This window comes from Acidobacteriota bacterium (genome assembly GCA_016208495.1).
Taxonomy (GTDB): Bacteria; Acidobacteriota; Blastocatellia; order Chloracidobacteriales; family Chloracidobacteriaceae; genus JACQXX01.
This window is the reverse complement of the sequence record JACQXX010000056.1, coordinates 110,895-125,160: the sequence shown is the minus strand read 5'-3', so window position 1 is coordinate 125,160 and position 14,266 is coordinate 110,895. Positions and strand designations below refer to the sequence as shown.

Annotated in this window: 12 protein-coding genes; 5 read left to right on the top strand and 7 right to left on the bottom strand. The window is 49.6% G+C overall.

Features of this window, described 5'->3' with window-relative positions:
- Positions 1 to 8: 8 nt before the first annotated feature.
- Positions 9 to 1,142, bottom strand: coding sequence for a transglutaminase domain-containing protein (locus HY774_10230; protein MBI4748855.1), 1,134 nt, complete (start codon positions 1,140 to 1,142; stop codon positions 9 to 11).
- Positions 1,143 to 1,355: 213 nt separating this feature from the next.
- On the bottom strand, positions 1,356 to 2,843 hold the full coding sequence (locus tag HY774_10225) for a hypothetical protein (protein MBI4748854.1): 1,488 nt from the start codon (positions 2,841 to 2,843) through the stop codon (positions 1,356 to 1,358).
- A gap of 438 nt (positions 2,844 to 3,281) precedes the next feature.
- Here HY774_10225 and HY774_10220 point away from each other — a divergent pair, with 438 nt between their 5' ends.
- Together HY774_10220 and HY774_10215 are read left to right on the top strand one after the other, a co-directional pair.
- Positions 3,282 to 5,165 carry a HAMP domain-containing histidine kinase gene (locus HY774_10220; protein ID MBI4748853.1) on the top strand — a complete coding sequence of 628 codons (1,884 nt, stop codon included), beginning with the start codon at positions 3,282 to 3,284 and terminating at the stop codon, positions 5,163 to 5,165.
- Positions 5,134 to 5,826: a response regulator transcription factor gene (locus HY774_10215; GenBank protein ID MBI4748852.1), complete on the top strand. Its 693-nt coding sequence runs from the start codon at positions 5,134 to 5,136 to the stop codon at positions 5,824 to 5,826. The genes HY774_10220 and HY774_10215 overlap by 32 nt, the downstream gene beginning before the upstream one ends.
- Before the next feature lie 172 nt (positions 5,827 to 5,998).
- Here HY774_10215 and HY774_10210 read toward each other — a convergent pair whose 3' ends face one another.
- On the bottom strand, positions 5,999 to 6,595 hold the full coding sequence (locus HY774_10210) for a GTP cyclohydrolase I (GenBank protein MBI4748851.1): 597 nt from the start codon (positions 6,593 to 6,595) through the stop codon (positions 5,999 to 6,001).
- A gap of 92 nt (positions 6,596 to 6,687) precedes the next feature.
- Here HY774_10210 and asnS point away from each other — a divergent pair, with 92 nt between their 5' ends.
- From asnS to HY774_10195, 3 genes are all read left to right on the top strand, one after another.
- Entirely contained in the window at positions 6,688 to 8,001 is a 1,314-nt protein-coding gene (gene asnS / locus HY774_10205) for an asparagine--tRNA ligase (protein MBI4748850.1), read from the top strand.
- 92 nt (positions 8,002 to 8,093) lie between these two features.
- Complete coding sequence (locus tag HY774_10200; GenBank protein MBI4748849.1) at positions 8,094 to 9,083, top strand: hypothetical protein; 990 nt, start codon at positions 8,094 to 8,096, stop codon at positions 9,081 to 9,083.
- A 626-nt stretch (positions 9,084 to 9,709) separates the two neighbouring features.
- The gene (locus HY774_10195) at positions 9,710 to 10,474 is read left to right on the top strand and encodes an RNA polymerase sigma factor (protein MBI4748848.1); all 765 of its coding nucleotides are present in this window, start codon (positions 9,710 to 9,712) and stop codon (positions 10,472 to 10,474) included.
- 159 nt (positions 10,475 to 10,633) lie between these two features.
- On the opposite strand, the gene HY774_10190 is transcribed toward HY774_10195, so the two are convergent.
- Genes HY774_10190 through HY774_10175 form a run of 4 tightly spaced genes read right to left on the bottom strand, consistent with a single transcriptional unit; the run spans position 10,634 to position 14,147 of the window.
- Complete coding sequence (locus tag HY774_10190; protein MBI4748847.1) at positions 10,634 to 11,764, bottom strand: trypsin-like peptidase domain-containing protein; 1,131 nt, start codon at positions 11,762 to 11,764, stop codon at positions 10,634 to 10,636.
- Positions 11,761 to 11,982 carry a hypothetical protein gene (locus HY774_10185; GenBank protein MBI4748846.1) on the bottom strand — a complete coding sequence of 74 codons (222 nt, stop codon included), beginning with the start codon at positions 11,980 to 11,982 and terminating at the stop codon, positions 11,761 to 11,763. The genes HY774_10190 and HY774_10185 overlap by 4 nt, the downstream gene beginning before the upstream one ends.
- Before the next feature lie 22 nt (positions 11,983 to 12,004).
- Positions 12,005 to 12,469 (bottom strand): type II toxin-antitoxin system VapC family toxin, encoded by a 465-nt coding sequence (locus HY774_10180; protein ID MBI4748845.1) that lies wholly within the window; start codon positions 12,467 to 12,469, stop codon positions 12,005 to 12,007.
- Positions 12,447 to 14,147, bottom strand: a complete 1,701-nt coding sequence (locus HY774_10175; GenBank protein ID MBI4748844.1) for an aspartyl protease family protein — start codon at positions 14,145 to 14,147, stop codon at positions 12,447 to 12,449. Before HY774_10175 ends, HY774_10180 begins: the two co-directional genes overlap by 23 nt.
- Positions 14,148 to 14,266: the final 119 nt, after the last annotated feature.

The following is a 14,266-nucleotide window of genomic DNA, read 5'->3' as shown; positions in this document are numbered from 1 at the left end:
TGAGAATTTCAGTTCCCCCCTGCCTTCCCTCCAGACTGGTCAAAGTAGAACAGATGGTGCATCCCGGAAGCATAAATATCTGGCATCCAGATCTCAATCCCTTCAAATTCACGAGGTTCCACCAGAAAGACATACAGTGAGTTGGAGGGATCTGGGGTCCAGGCAAAAGCACTTCGGCGGGCTTTGGGAATCAGGGCTTTGACAATTTCCGGGGTAATTAAATGGGACTGGTGACGAAGTTGTTCATAGCTCGCAACTGAACCCGTGTCATTTAAGAACTTGATCCCATAGGTGGCATCATACACATGCCACGCCTGGTCATAATACACTTCAACCACCGCATGGAAATTTGAAGTTGCCCCGGCGTTACGCAGGTGCAACACCCGCGCCGGATAGCCGCCGGCCTGGGCCAGCGTTGCCATCGCAATTGCCAGGGGGCCACAAAACTTTGATCCGCGCTCGAGCATCTGCCGGGGCGAAGAAAATTCCGCCGTGGACTCATCAAAATTCAATTTCGCGGCCACAAAGATATTGAGAGCATCAATCTTTTCGGCTGACGAAGCTTTTCCTTCGGTCAATTTTTCAAACAACCGCCGGTAATACCCATCATTCTCCACATCATATTTGAGCTGACTGATGGAATTGCGACCTAAAATGTCAGGTTCATTGATGATGCTGGCCGTTTGCAGGGAAATCGGTCCCAGGTGAAATCCACGTCCAGTCCGGTTGTCAGGTACCGCAACGGAACACACCTGCGGCGGGCGATTTGGGTCCGTCACCAGTAAATCAATTGTGGCCCCCGGGTAACACCATTCTTCAGGTAACTGAAATTCACCGCTCTCATTCGTCAGACTGGCCCATCCAGAAGGTGAATCCAGCACTTCGACGACAGCATTGGGCCGATCAATTTTCCCATAAAGTGTTACTAATTGAGGATTTAGCCCACTCCACCTGGCAAGTTGCAAGCGAGTTCGGGTGACACCTTTTTTCAGAACGTACTGGCAGTGAGTTGCCCAGGGTAATCCCGGCATTAACGCCACACTCACCACCAGCAGGCAACACAGACCACTCCAGAGCAGCCATCTGACCGCTGCTGACCAGATCAATCGGATCGGGGAATTTCGAAAAGTCCACTGCATCATCATCTCACCTTATCAGGAAACTGTTGGTCAGTTGTCAGTCGTCAGTCGTCGAGCGTTAGCATTTTGAATTGCCTGTCAAGTGGATTTGGTTCTATTTGAATCAGTTAGGAACAATTCTTTTCAAGAATTCCACGGATTCAACGATCCGGGTTTTATCTACTGACGACTGACGACTGACTTATCAACTACTGACGACTGACCAATGATCTAAACTTAGAATTCTGCAATTGCCAGACCACGATTGCGGCCCCTGTGGAGATCCTTCCAAAACACAGATTGCATTCGCAGGGCATCGAGTTGTCTGTCACATCCCCCACCAAGATGAGTCCAGAGTATCAATATTCGTCGGTGGCGAGGAATTTCTTCGGTTCCGAGAAGCACATTGCGCACTGGCATCCCTTCGGGCAATGTTTGAACCTGGGCTACGGAACACGGATGAACCCAAATAGTCTCAACTGGTGCTTGCCGGATGGTTGACAACATCGGACGCAGATTTTCAGGTGGTTCACTGGCGATGAATTTGATAAACGAAAGCGTTGTAGCCAGTGCCATAACTGCCACAAAACCAGTCAGGAGACCTTCGCGAACACAGGCTCTTGAAACAAAATGTTGAACGCACAACACACCTTCAAGTGCCAAAATCTGAATATGAATCAGTGTAAACAAGGTCAATCGCCCAGGACTCAGCGGGTACTGAAACCACAAACTGGCGGCGACAAGTCCGATCAACACCATCAAACTGCCACAGGATCGGGTTTCCCATCCTGGATCCAGAGCCGTTTTTGGTGACAGGCACTGATACACCACCCAGTACACACCGCAAAGCTGCAATGGGATTAAACCAACCAGAATCAGTGGTTTCGTGCTGTACCAGCCCCAGAAAAAACGCCCCAGAAGCTTAAGTGCAGGTACAACCCCTTCAACCAGTTGAGCTTGTAAAATTGAATTACTCCAGTAGGCCGTGACAGCCTGCATATCGTGACGGGCAAAATGATAATCGGTGCTCCAAATCCACCACCAGCCAGCCAGACTTGAAAGAACCAGAATGGCCACACCAGAGAAATGAAGCTTCCAGGTTGACCTCTGACCCGTCCCAACATACCACCCGCTTACCCGAGCCGCCAGACACACCGGATAGGTAAATGAACAAGCACAGAGTAGTCCAAACCCTATCAATCCGAGCTTTTTCTTCCCGCCCCGTAATCCGTCTTCCCAAAACTCATCCCCCACCCAAACCGGCAACAACCCCAGCAAAACATCGAAGGTGTATTGTTTCAACTGAGCTGACTGTTCGAGCCAGAAGGTGGCCCCCAGCAGCAGCAACCCACTCAAGACATTCAAGGTATTTGATCTGGTCGAACGCATCGCCAGCAACCGTGCCCACAACAAAGTCCCAACCAGAAAGCAAAGAAACGGCAATAATCGTAAGCTATGGGTTTGAAAACCAAAGGCTTCGCGCACCATGGCAATACACATCAAATAGAGTCGAGGGAACTGTTGACCGTAGTCAAGCCGTGAAAAGAGCGTCTCAACGGATGGCAATCGGAGCGAAGAAGCCACAAAAGCTTCATCAAGCCAAAACGAAGCATCCGTAAAATATCGCCACATCCCAGCCATCACAACTGCCAGCGCACCTCCCCATACCCCAATCCATTTCTGTTCAGGAAGAATTATTTTATAAACAGTAGCCTGGACTTTCATTGTGGAGTATCAGCCTCGCTTTTTTGAAAACCTGGTGGGTTGAGAGAGAAAAAAAGCCCAGTTTGGTGAGAACTGGGCTTGAAAGACACAACAACAAGACTCGGGAGAGAGCTTGCAACGTCGAGTCTCAATCGCACTTGTCAGTTTGTGGTGAACCTTCCTGGTGCGAAACGGACTATAGCGGGTTTTCTCAAGGGAGTTGTTAAGAGGCGGAAAAGATTTTGTTAAGGATGTAAAATCTTCTATCCCACAGGTTTCCAGGTTTTGTGCCTGTGATAGTATCTGGTCCTGAAATAGATAAAAGTGTTGGGTTTGATTCGATGCTCAGTCGCTTGATTCCACCATTTTTGCGCTTCAACTCACGGTTGTAGCGAGTTAAGCACTTTATTCAAGCAAACTTAGCGAAACCACAAACTCCTGACTGAAAGTGGTCACGTTATGAAATACAAACCTTCGCCAATCCTGATTGTACTGGTGTTGCTGATGGCCTTGCTGGGGATTCTGGCAACGCTTCAGTACCGATGGATTGGCCAGGTTACTGAAAGCGAACGAACTCGCCTCCAGGCCAGCTTGCAAAGCGATGCCGCCCATCTGGCCGAGGATTTTGACCGGGAAATCACACGTATTTTTCTGGCATTTCAGATGGAGGCCGTTCCACTGAATCGGCAAGCCTGGAACGCCTATGCCGAACGCTATCATCAATGGAGTGTGACGTCGCCGTATCCAGATCTGGTTGATCAGGTCTATGTGGTCAATGCCAATTCACGTGGGCGACTCAATCTGGTCCGCTTTGATTCATCCACTCAGACCTTTGTCAAAGATCACTGGCCAGAGGATTTAAGCGAGTTACGCCGGACCTTGCGCCAGCAATTGCGCCAAACGAAATCCAAATCTGGACACGTCTTTTCCTATAATGTTCCTTCGATTGTTGAAACCATCCCGGCACTGGTCATTCCACTTTCCAATTTGCAACTTACCCCTGACGCGCATGGGTTCACGGTTTCATCGCTGACGGGATACACCATCGTCAAACTCAATCAGCATGCCATTCAAAAAGAACTGATTCCATCGTTAATCCGAAACGATTTGCATAACGGCGAACAGAGCGGCTATGAAGTCGTGATTTTTAGCCGCAAAAACCCCCGAAATATTGTGTATCAAACCTCATCCGCAAAACTTTCCGGTCTTGAGCAGGGAGACGCCAATGCCAATATTTTGAGCGTGCAAGTCCAGAAATTTGGACATCTGTTGCGGGAAAGCCAGTTACTGATCAACAGTGTGAAAAAGAAGGATCCGGATGCCGCCTCATCCAAAACCCCAATTTCAGTCAATGTCCTGAATCAAGTTTCTGGGGAAGTATTTGTCAGGGCAATGCCTCCAATCAGTGACGAAAGTGGCTATTGGCGACTGGTCATCCGACATCAATCCGGATCGCTTGAGCAAATGATTGCCCACACCCGGCGGCGCAACCTGGGGGTCAGTTTTGGCATTCTGGTGCTGCTCGGCGTGAGTGTTGCCATTGTTCTGATTGCCGCCCGGCGATCCCAACAACTGGCCCGCCAGCAAATGGAGTTTGTGGCCGCAGTGTCACACGAACTCCGCACTCCGTTGGCTGTCATTTGTTCCGCGGCTGAAAATCTGGCTGATGGAGTGGTGTGGAATCCGCAGCGGGTGGTGCAATATGGCACATTGATTCGCCGTGAAGGCCGCCGCTTGACCGAAATGGTCGAACAGGTACTGGAACTGGCTGGTGTCCATTCCGGTCGGAAAACCTATCACCTGGCGCCGGTTGACGTTCGCACCCTGGTTGAGAGCGCGCTTGTTCCCTATGCCCCACTTTTAGACGAAGGGAACTTTTCGGTGGAAGTGGAACTTGAACCAGACCTGCCTTTTCTCCACGGCGACATAGCGGCATTGCGAAGGGCGCTCCAAAATTTGCTAAGCAATGCGATGAAGTACAGCGGCGCTCATCACTGGCTGCGAATTACTGCCCAATTGCACAAGATTGAACCCCGGGCGGAAATCTGGCTGGCCGTCACCGACAAAGGGGTTGGGATCAAGCCCAGTGATATACCGCATCTCTTTGATCAGTTTTTTCGAAGCTCAGAAGCCGTCGAAGCCCAAATTCACGGGAGTGGTCTTGGGCTCAGCCTGGTCAAACATATTGTCGAAGCCCACGGCGGTCATATCAGCGTTCAAAGTCACCCTGGCCAGGGAAGCACTTTTACGTTGCATCTTCCAATAACTTCCGTGGAGACACCTGAGAAACCGGATTTGATTGAGGACGTCTATGAGCCAACACATTTTGCTTATCGAAGATGAGCCGGGTCTGGTCCTGACATTGACTGATCGTCTGGAAAGTGAAGGATACACCCTTGAAACGGCGCAGGATGGGGAAACAGGTCTCCAACTGGCAAAAGCCAAACCATTTGACGCCATTATCCTTGATATCATGCTTCCGCGTAAAAATGGATTTGACGTTTGCCGCGATTTGCGACAACACGGGGATCGAACGCCGATTTTGATGCTGACAGCTCGGGGACAGGTCGTGGACAAGGTCGTCGGACTCAAACTCGGCGCCGATGATTATCTCACCAAACCATTTGAAATGATGGAATTACTTGCCAGGGTCGAGGCATTGCTTCGCCGGGTTCAACCAAATGCCAATCAATCAAGCGTGGCCGAAACCTTCAAATTTGATGCCATTCAGGTTGATTTCAAGCGAGCTGAAGTCCGGCGAAACAAACTTCCGGTTGAGTTGTCCGCTCGTGAATTCAAGTTACTGCAGTACTTGATTGAGAACCGGGGCCGAACCATCTCGCGGGATGAACTCTTAGACGAAGTCTGGGGCTATAATGCCATGCCTTCCACCCGAACGGTTGACGTCCATGTGGCCTGGCTTCGGCAAAAACTTGAACCCAACCCGCGTCACCCACGCTTTATTCTGACCGTTCATGGGCTGGGCTATAAATTTGCTGGATGAAAGAAGAATGAAGAAAGTGGTTAATGGTTAGTGCTTGGTTCCTTGTTCTTCTTCGAAAGTATTGATTTCTAAGCTAAGCACCAGGTACTAACCACTAACCACTAACCACTAACCACTAAATTAACCACTAACCACTAACCACTAACCACTTTCTTCATTCTTCATTCTTCATTCATCGGAGTCGGGTAAAAAACATCTGCCGCCAGAAATCTTCTTCAAAGCATCCTCGGGCCACAAAACACTCAACCACGCCTTTAGTTTTGGCACCGCGCATTTCCATACACATCTGACGCGCTGTCAGGTACACCATCACACCACGGGGGCGGCAGGCAGCGACCAATCCATCAGCCAGTTGAACAGCGAGGCGCTCTTGTAGTTGAGGCCGACGAGCATAGAACTCAAGCAACTTGGCTGGTGACCCAATCCCAATCCCCAGTTCATGAGGGACATAGGCAATATGGGCTTCGCCAAAAAATGGGGTCAGGTGATGGGCGCACATCGAGTGATAGGCTAAATCCTTGATCAGGACGCATTGTCCAGCCATTTCCTGGGCTGGAAACGTCGCCACAACTGGCGGTGCGGCGTGCGAAAGATACGGAGCCAAAAACTCCATCCAGAATTCCGCCACGTTCTCGGGGGTTCGGGCCAGATGTTCATCCGCCACGGCAGTGAGATGGAGCGACTTCAGAGCGGCACGCAGGTGATGACTAACCACTTGTGAGACGATTGGGTGGGTTTCATTTTCTATTTGCTCAAGTTCTTCAGACATGTTATTTCTCGACTCCCTGAAAACGAGGGCAATCCTGACCATTTTTTACTGCCCTCAACGAAATTCCGCACTTCAACTGGAAATCAAAGCTCATGAAACAAACTTATATTGCTGACATCGCTCAACATCTGGGGCAAGAAGTCACCATCCGCGGTTGGCTTTACAACTCACGCTCCAGCGGAAAGCTGCAGTTTTTAGAAGTCCGTGATGGAACGGGTCTCATCCAGACGATTGTGTTCAAAAAAGCCGTTTCTGAAACGGTGTGGGAAACGGCTGAAAAGCTCACCCAGGAATCTTCAATTATTGTGACTGGGGTGCCGCGCGAACATCCCAAACGACCCGGCGTGTATGAACTGGACGTGCAAAACATTGAACTGGTCCAGCTTACCGAAAATTATCCGATTACGCCAAAAGAACATGGGGTTGAGTTTTTGATGGACCATCGCCATTTGTGGCTTCGGTCACGCCGTCAACATGCCATTTTGCGGGTGCGCCATGAAATTGTGAAAGCCGTGCGCGATTTTTTTGATTCAAACGGATTTATTCTGGCCGACACCCCAATCCTGACTCCAGCCGCTTGCGAAGGCACCACGACTCTTTTTGAAGTTGACTATTTTGATGATAACAAAGCCTATCTGACCCAATCAGGCCAGCTTTACAATGAAGCCACCGCCGCGGCATTTGGCAAAACTTATTGCTTTGGCCCGACCTTCCGGGCTGAAAAGTCCAAGACTCGTCGTCACCTGACCGAATTTTGGATGGTCGAGCCGGAAGTTGCGTATGCCGACCTGAATGACATCATGGATCTGGCTGAAGAATTTCTGTGCTTTGTGGTGGGACGGGTGCTGACCAACCGCCGACCTGAACTGGAAATATTGGAACGAGATATCTCAAAACTGGAACATATCAAACGGCCATTTCCCCGACTTCACTATGATGATGCTGTCAAAATGCTGCATCAAGGGTTTGACGAAGGTAAACTTCCGACCCGGTTTGAATGGGGTGGAGATTTTGGGGCACCGGATGAAACCTATATCTCTGGACACTTTGATTGCCCGGTTTTTGTCCACCGGTATCCAGCCAAGATCAAAGCCTTTTATATGGAAGAAGATCCAGAACGGCCAGACCTGTCTTTATCCGTTGATGTGTTGGCGCCAGAAGGCTATGGTGAAATTATCGGCGGCGGCCAGCGCATGCAGTCACTGGAACGTCTGTGCGAGCGCATTGCCGAGCACGAACTCCCCCAGGAGGCATTTGATTGGTACCTGGATTTGCGCAAATATGGGTCTGTTCCCCACGCTGGCTTTGGAATGGGGATTGAGCGATGTGTGACCTGGCTCTGCGGTATTGAACATGTCCGCGAGACAATTCCTTTTCCACGGATGCTCTACCGGCTCAAACCATAATCTTCAACCTTCAATTCTTTGAAAGAGGTTTTGCTATGAACGTAAACCATCAGGTTGTATCAAGGCGGGTTTTACTTCTCCGTACCAGATGTATGGTTGTGATTTTGATCTGCGGTCTCTGTGTATCCCCGCTCTTACAGCCTGGATCCGTTTCTGCCCAAACCCCAAAACCTCTTTCACCAAAAGAAACCGTGCGCCGATTTTATGATTTGCTGAGACAGAAAAAATATGTCGAAGCCTTTCAATACAGCGTCTATTCCCCAGCGGTTGAATCACTCTCACCTGCCCAGTTCAAATTTCTTGAAACCGACTTTCTGGCAATGGCAGAAGCAATTCCAGAAAACGTTACCCTCAAGGGAGAGCAAATCACCGGCTCTTTTGCCACCGTGTACTTAACAACAGATCAGCCACAAAACAGTTCGAAAGAAATAGTGACAGTTGTGAATGATAAAGATAATCCGATGGGCGTGTTGAAAACCGAGTCATCTGGCAAGGTTGTTCAACCCGGACAGGATTTGTTGGAAGAACGTACCAAAAATGCTCAGATCAAACCGACGGTCACGCAAACTTCCAACGACTCTAAGTCCAAAACCGGAATTATTAAAGCTGAAAGTCAACCAGTCACGGAATCTTCCAATGTGCTGCCTGTCAATCTGATTCTGGTGGATGGTCAATGGAAAATTGGCGATGCTGAAACACAGGCGCTGGTCAACACTTTCAAAGACCAGTACTTCTTTTACGAGCGGGACGGTGCTTTCCAGCAAATGCAGGCAAACGAAGGCAGCATCTATAATCTGATCTCCACTCTGGCAAACGTTGAAATGGTCTACGCCCGCTCAAACAACGGCTTTTGTGCGTCTATCCCTGAATTAATTAAAGAGGGGATCCTGCAGGAAAACCTGAACGCCATGCAAATTTTCGGCTATCGCTATGAAGTTGTGCTTTCAGCCGACCGGACCTCATTTGCAATCTATGCCGAGCCAATCAACTACCCACTGACAGGCCGCTTTTCATATTTTGCCGATCAAGCTGGCGTCCAGGTAAAGGAACTCAACGGTTCGCGCTTACAGCCGGGTAAATAAACGACTCTGATTCCACTCTCCCCCTCCTCGTATAAGCGCCAGGATAAGGAAATCTGAGCCGTTTGAGACACAGAGCTGGGGAGACACGGAGACAATTCACCAGGTTTGTCAGGTTGAATCAGTTCCGATTGAGAGCGGGCGAAGGCGACCAGTTGTTTGTTCTCCCGGCCTCCCTGTTTCCCGGTCCCCTTGTCCAGATCGGACATTGTTCCCTTATCCTGGCGCTTATCCCCCTCCTCGGCGGGCTTTTCTTCCAACTCCCATCATCACAATTTGAGCCGCACCTGTCTGTGTATGAAATGCAGACAGGTGCTATCCCATATCGTGTATTGAGGCGAAAGTCACTACACGAAACACGGCGTGGATCCGACCTCAGTAGGGCTGTTTGGTCAGTAGGGTTGCCTGTGTCATCCGGAATGTAAGTATTCACTAACTTTTTCTTTTTTCTGTAATCCACTGAGAAATCAGCCATTTAGCCAGTATACGACTCAATACCCATAAATTTTTTTCCGGATTTCATCAGTTTTTTGAGATTTGTGCATCAGGTTTGCACTAGGTAAGACCACTGGCTAATAAACACACACACTTATTTTGATGGTTTTTATTTCACATCGGAGGAAAACAATATGAAACAGGCTCTATTGAACACGATTGAATACACTGTTAATCCACCCGCTTTTTCACAAATGATGATTGAACCAATCGAAATGAACGCTGAGCCTGAATCAGTTGAACTCGAATCCGAAGCGGAAGCGATTGAACTGGAAGTGGCGCCCGAAGGGTTTGATATTGCAGCGGAATTGATCGAAGAACCCGTGGTCAACCAGGAATCACTGACTGGCACGCTCGAAGAGATTTATCATAAACACTATCGCCGGGTGTACAGCCTCTGTTTGCGGATGACCTCAAATGCGGCTGATGCTGAAGATCTGGCACACGATGTGTTTATCCAGCTTCAGCGTAAATTGAGCAGCTTCCGCGGCGAATCAGCCTTCACCACCTGGTTGCACCGCATTACGGTCAATCAAGTGTTGATGCACTTCCGCAAGAAATCCTATCGGTCTGAAACGGTAACCGAAGACGGTGAACTCCCCGAAGTCGTGCAACCGTCAACCAAACGACCGTCAATGATGCCGATTATTGATCGGATTGCGCTCCTCAGAGCAATTGAACAACTGCCTCGGGGCTACCGGATTGTGTTCATCATGCACGACATGCAGGGGTATGAACACGAAGAAATCGGGCAGATTTTAGGCGTGAGCGCTGGAACATCCAAGTCCCAGTTGCACAAGGCCCGAATGCGGCTGCGAGAATTGCTGCTCAAGCGGGTTGGGGTCGAAGCCATTGAAGGTCTTGATGATGCAAGCCTGGCGCTCCTGGCCCAATTATGATGATACTGCACTTGACGGGTTCTGTGATGAACCATTGATTGAAACCTGGTACGTGACTTTCTCTTTCGTAACGCGATTCCTTTCCTCTTCATGTTAAAAGCTGTGCCTCACCGTAGGCACAGCTTTTTTGTTTGTCCAGGTTTTCCCGATCCAACCGGGCTACTTCTTTTCGACAACAGCCGCCGAAACAGTGTATTCCTGTTCATTTCGCCAGATTCGGATGTTGACTTTGGTTCCAGGAGTTTTGCGAGCAATCAGGCGGTTGAATTGTCCACTTGAAACCACTGGGGTGCTATCAATCGCCAAAATAATATCTTCACGACGGATTCCAGCATCATCTCCGGGGAGCCCGCGCTCGACTTTGGTCACCAGAACACCCCGCGCCTGCGTGCCAAGTCCCAGTGTCCGGCGGACAATCGCGGAGATGTCACGGGTTTCCACACCAAGTGAACTTCGACGGACAAACCCATTTTCGCGCAATTGCGGTGTAATTTCCCGTAAAATGTTGATCGGAATGGCAAATCCAAGCCCCTGAGCCCGAACCAGCACCAGCGTATTGATTCCGACGACTTCGCCTTTTAAATTCACCAGCGGCCCGCCAGAATTTCCAAAGTTGATTGCGGCATCCGTCTGGAGAAAATCATCATACTCGCCATCCAGCCCGGTTCGCCCTTTCCCACTGATAATTCCAAGCGTTACGGTATGATCCAGTTCAAAAGGGCTTCCGATAGCAATCACCCAGTCTCCGACCCGTAGCGTATCGCTGTCGCCAAAAGGTAATGCAGGGATTGGTTTTTCCCCGAAATCAACTTCGAGCAGGGCCAGATCCGTGGCTTCATCATATCCCCGCAGGCTGGCTGTCAAAGTGCGAGCATCTGGGGTGACCACAGTGATTGGGCCATCAAGCTTTAACGATCCTCGAATGACGTGAAAGTTGGTAACGATCAATCCCTTGGAGTCCAGACAAAAGCCACTTCCAATCGAAATACTGCCGTCCTCAGCCGTGGCTTGAATATTCATGACAGATTGATCTACCTGAGCCACAACATCAGCGATATTGACTGGAAGAATTGATGGAGCAAGCGTGGCACCTTTGGTGGGCAATGCAGATGGCGGAATGTTTTTCTGGGAGAGTGCGGGTGTTTTTTTGGCTGACCGGGGATTTTTTTCCTTTTGGACAGCCGTCCCTCTGGAGTGCCCTGGCTTGCCCCAAACAGATGGTTGAAAACCGAACCAGGTTTCCGCCCCGAGAAACACTGAAATCATCAGAAGTGCAGTTAATCTTGTCATTGGTAGTCCGTTTCGTTGACAGGGGATTGGCGTTTCTCGTGGTCGGCTTGAGGTGGGGCAAATACCCGGCGTCCGCGGATGATTTGTTGAGGGCCATGCGTTGGACGATGGCCAGAGCGGACCATTTCGGCTAACAAATCCACGTCATAGTCACATTCACGTGCCATTTCTTCGCGGATCGCATGTAATTCCTGCAAAAAGCGTGGTTTACGATACATATCCCGGAATCCTCAAGCATCCTCACACATTACTCGACACCAGAAATTCCGGGGTCACGATCATTGGTGAGAAAAAACCACTTGATGTGTTGAAGAGACGTACTCTGGTTTGACGCTGGACATTGGCGATATGCCCAAAATTCCAGGTTACCAGAAAGTCAATTTTATGAATTGAGGCCAGCGCCACGTGAAGGGCATCAGCCATGTATTTACGCTGAAAGATCCCGCGGCTCAAATATCCGTCAGCCAGGATTGCAGCTTCGTCGGAAATTTCAACCTGCGGGATCTCTCGAATCAAATTTAAATATGAAGCACGATATGGTTCAGGAAGGCGTTCCAATTCGCGCTGTACCAAAAGCGACGTCAGGGGACGAAACGTATTCATTTCGTGTTCCCACCAGCGGATAGTTAAATCCCGGCGAAAAGGGTCATCATTATCGAGATAGGCGCCGATCACCGAGGTCTCAAGGTACAGGCTCAGTTTCATGCTTTTCCAATTCTTTGGTTGTCTGCAGATTGACACGCCGGACCGCATCATTAAAGGGAGTAAAAATCAAATTCTGGGTGGCAAAATTGATCTGTACCCGACAGTTATACAGGAAATCTCCACCTAAAATCCCATGTTGCTCGAAACCGGCTGATTCATTTAACCGAACCAAATCAAGCACTGGAAGTCGAACATCCTGTTTCACTAAATCAGCGACCTGAACTGTTTTTGTCTGAAGCAACTCCACGTTTTGGGTCACTCCGGCGGCACCAACAATATGAATTTTTTCCGCAGTCAGGATTTTATCTTCCCAGTGAAGCCGCTTGACAGCTCGATCAGAAATCACGCTGATGCTGGCCCCTGAGTCAAAGATAAAATGCATTTTCTCGGCGCCGTCGAGCATCGTCTCAATACTGATCAATCCGCTTTCCGTGAACCGGAACGGAATAATGCTCGATTGAGGGTCTACCGCCTGGGTAACCACGGACTGACCAGTCCTGGTATTTGGCTCCATTCTGAGTTCCTTGGCTTGATAATCAAGTGTGACCAGGAATTCATTCAAGACCGATAACCCCAAAAACCCATCAGTGGCCTCAGTTGCAGTACTGGTCCGGGGACCCTGAACTTCGCGTAAATACACCGGCACTGATGTAATTTTGATATTGCCAATTTCAAGGCTTTTCAAAAAACCATAGACAATCGGAAATGCCCCTTGACCACCAACGGCTCGGGCCTGCCCTCCCTGAGCAACGGGTTTGATCCCTAACTTTTCAGCCGTTATCTGTGAAATCACTGAAATACCGGCACCCGTGTCAATCACAAAGTTTAAGGGGCCTTTCCCATTCACTTTGACTTTGACATGGGGGCGCCGATTGCGAATCGTCAGCGGGATCGTGGCACTCTTGGGGTCTTCCACCACATTGGTGTGAGAATCACCCAGATATGAATAAAACCGAATGACGCCTTCGATTCGATCTCGGCGCTCAATATCGGTTTTCGGCGTCACCCGAAGAAAATCTTTAAGGGCATCGGCTGCCACTCGAAACCGCTCCATTCGCGAAGCAATCCGCGCCTGTAACAGGTAATAATCTGGTTCATTGTGATTGCGTGAGATAGCATTGTTGATCAGTCGCTCCGCCTGCTCCAGTTGATTTTCATAATAGGCAACCTCAGCAATGGCTGCCAACGCCAGATCATCCTGCCGGTCAATTCCCAATGCCAGTTTTAATTCATCGTAAGCCAGGCCGAAATAGCCAGATCGCAAGAGTGCAATCCCTTTAATCGAATGAGCCCTGGCCAGGGGAAGATCTGAGGCGCTGGTGAATGACACTTCGTCATAGGCTTCGCTCAATCGGCGTTGCTTGACAAACAGATAGGCCAGCTCCAATCGGGCGGGATGGCAGTTGGGGTCTGCCGTTAAAATCTGCCGAAGACTGGTTTCAGCCGCCTGCCAGTCACCCTGGCGGACAAGTTTGCGGACAGCTTTAAGTAGCTTTTCAGGGTTTGTCTCGTTTTGTTCTGATACGACTTTGGGCACCCCAGATGGTAGGGCCCAAACACCTGGCGATTGCCCAACTAAAAAAATACACAGCAATCCCCACATCAGTCCCCGTTTGAATCTTCCCCTGAAGCTACCTGCAGGCCGAGTGGAGAAGGGCCACAAAGCGAATTGTTGCATATGCCTGATACCTCCTAAAAGTTGTCGCCCGCACAATAAAACCGCATCACAGACAAGTAATACGGCGGCCTGGAAGGATGGGGAAGCCGGCATCCCGAAATTGGTGCTTACGACGTTGT

Bases quoted from the DNA above. Each gene is read 5' to 3' on its own strand.
- HY774_10210 (MBI4748851.1), bottom strand. From the start codon at position 6,595: ATGTCTGAAGAACTTGAGCAAATAGAAAATGAAACCCACCCAATCGTC.
- HY774_10175 (MBI4748844.1), bottom strand. From the start codon at position 14,147: ATGCAACAATTCGCTTTGTGGCCCTTCTCCACTCGGCCTGCAGGTAGC.
- HY774_10220 (MBI4748853.1), top strand. From the start codon at position 3,282: ATGAAATACAAACCTTCGCCAATCCTGATTGTACTGGTGTTGCTGATG.
- HY774_10225 (MBI4748854.1), bottom strand. From the start codon at position 2,843: ATGAAAGTCCAGGCTACTGTTTATAAAATAATTCTTCCTGAACAGAAA.
- HY774_10230 (MBI4748855.1), bottom strand. From the start codon at position 1,142: ATGATGCAGTGGACTTTTCGAAATTCCCCGATCCGATTGATCTGGTCA.
- HY774_10195 (MBI4748848.1), top strand. From the start codon at position 9,710: ATGAAACAGGCTCTATTGAACACGATTGAATACACTGTTAATCCACCC.
- HY774_10215 (MBI4748852.1), top strand. From the start codon at position 5,134: ATGAGCCAACACATTTTGCTTATCGAAGATGAGCCGGGTCTGGTCCTG.
- HY774_10200 (MBI4748849.1), top strand. From the start codon at position 8,094: ATGGTTGTGATTTTGATCTGCGGTCTCTGTGTATCCCCGCTCTTACAG.
- asnS (MBI4748850.1), top strand. From the start codon at position 6,688: ATGAAACAAACTTATATTGCTGACATCGCTCAACATCTGGGGCAAGAA.
- HY774_10180 (MBI4748845.1), bottom strand. From the start codon at position 12,469: ATGAAACTGAGCCTGTACCTTGAGACCTCGGTGATCGGCGCCTATCTC.
- HY774_10185 (MBI4748846.1), bottom strand. From the start codon at position 11,982: ATGTATCGTAAACCACGCTTTTTGCAGGAATTACATGCGATCCGCGAA.
- HY774_10190 (MBI4748847.1), bottom strand. From the start codon at position 11,764: ATGACAAGATTAACTGCACTTCTGATGATTTCAGTGTTTCTCGGGGCG.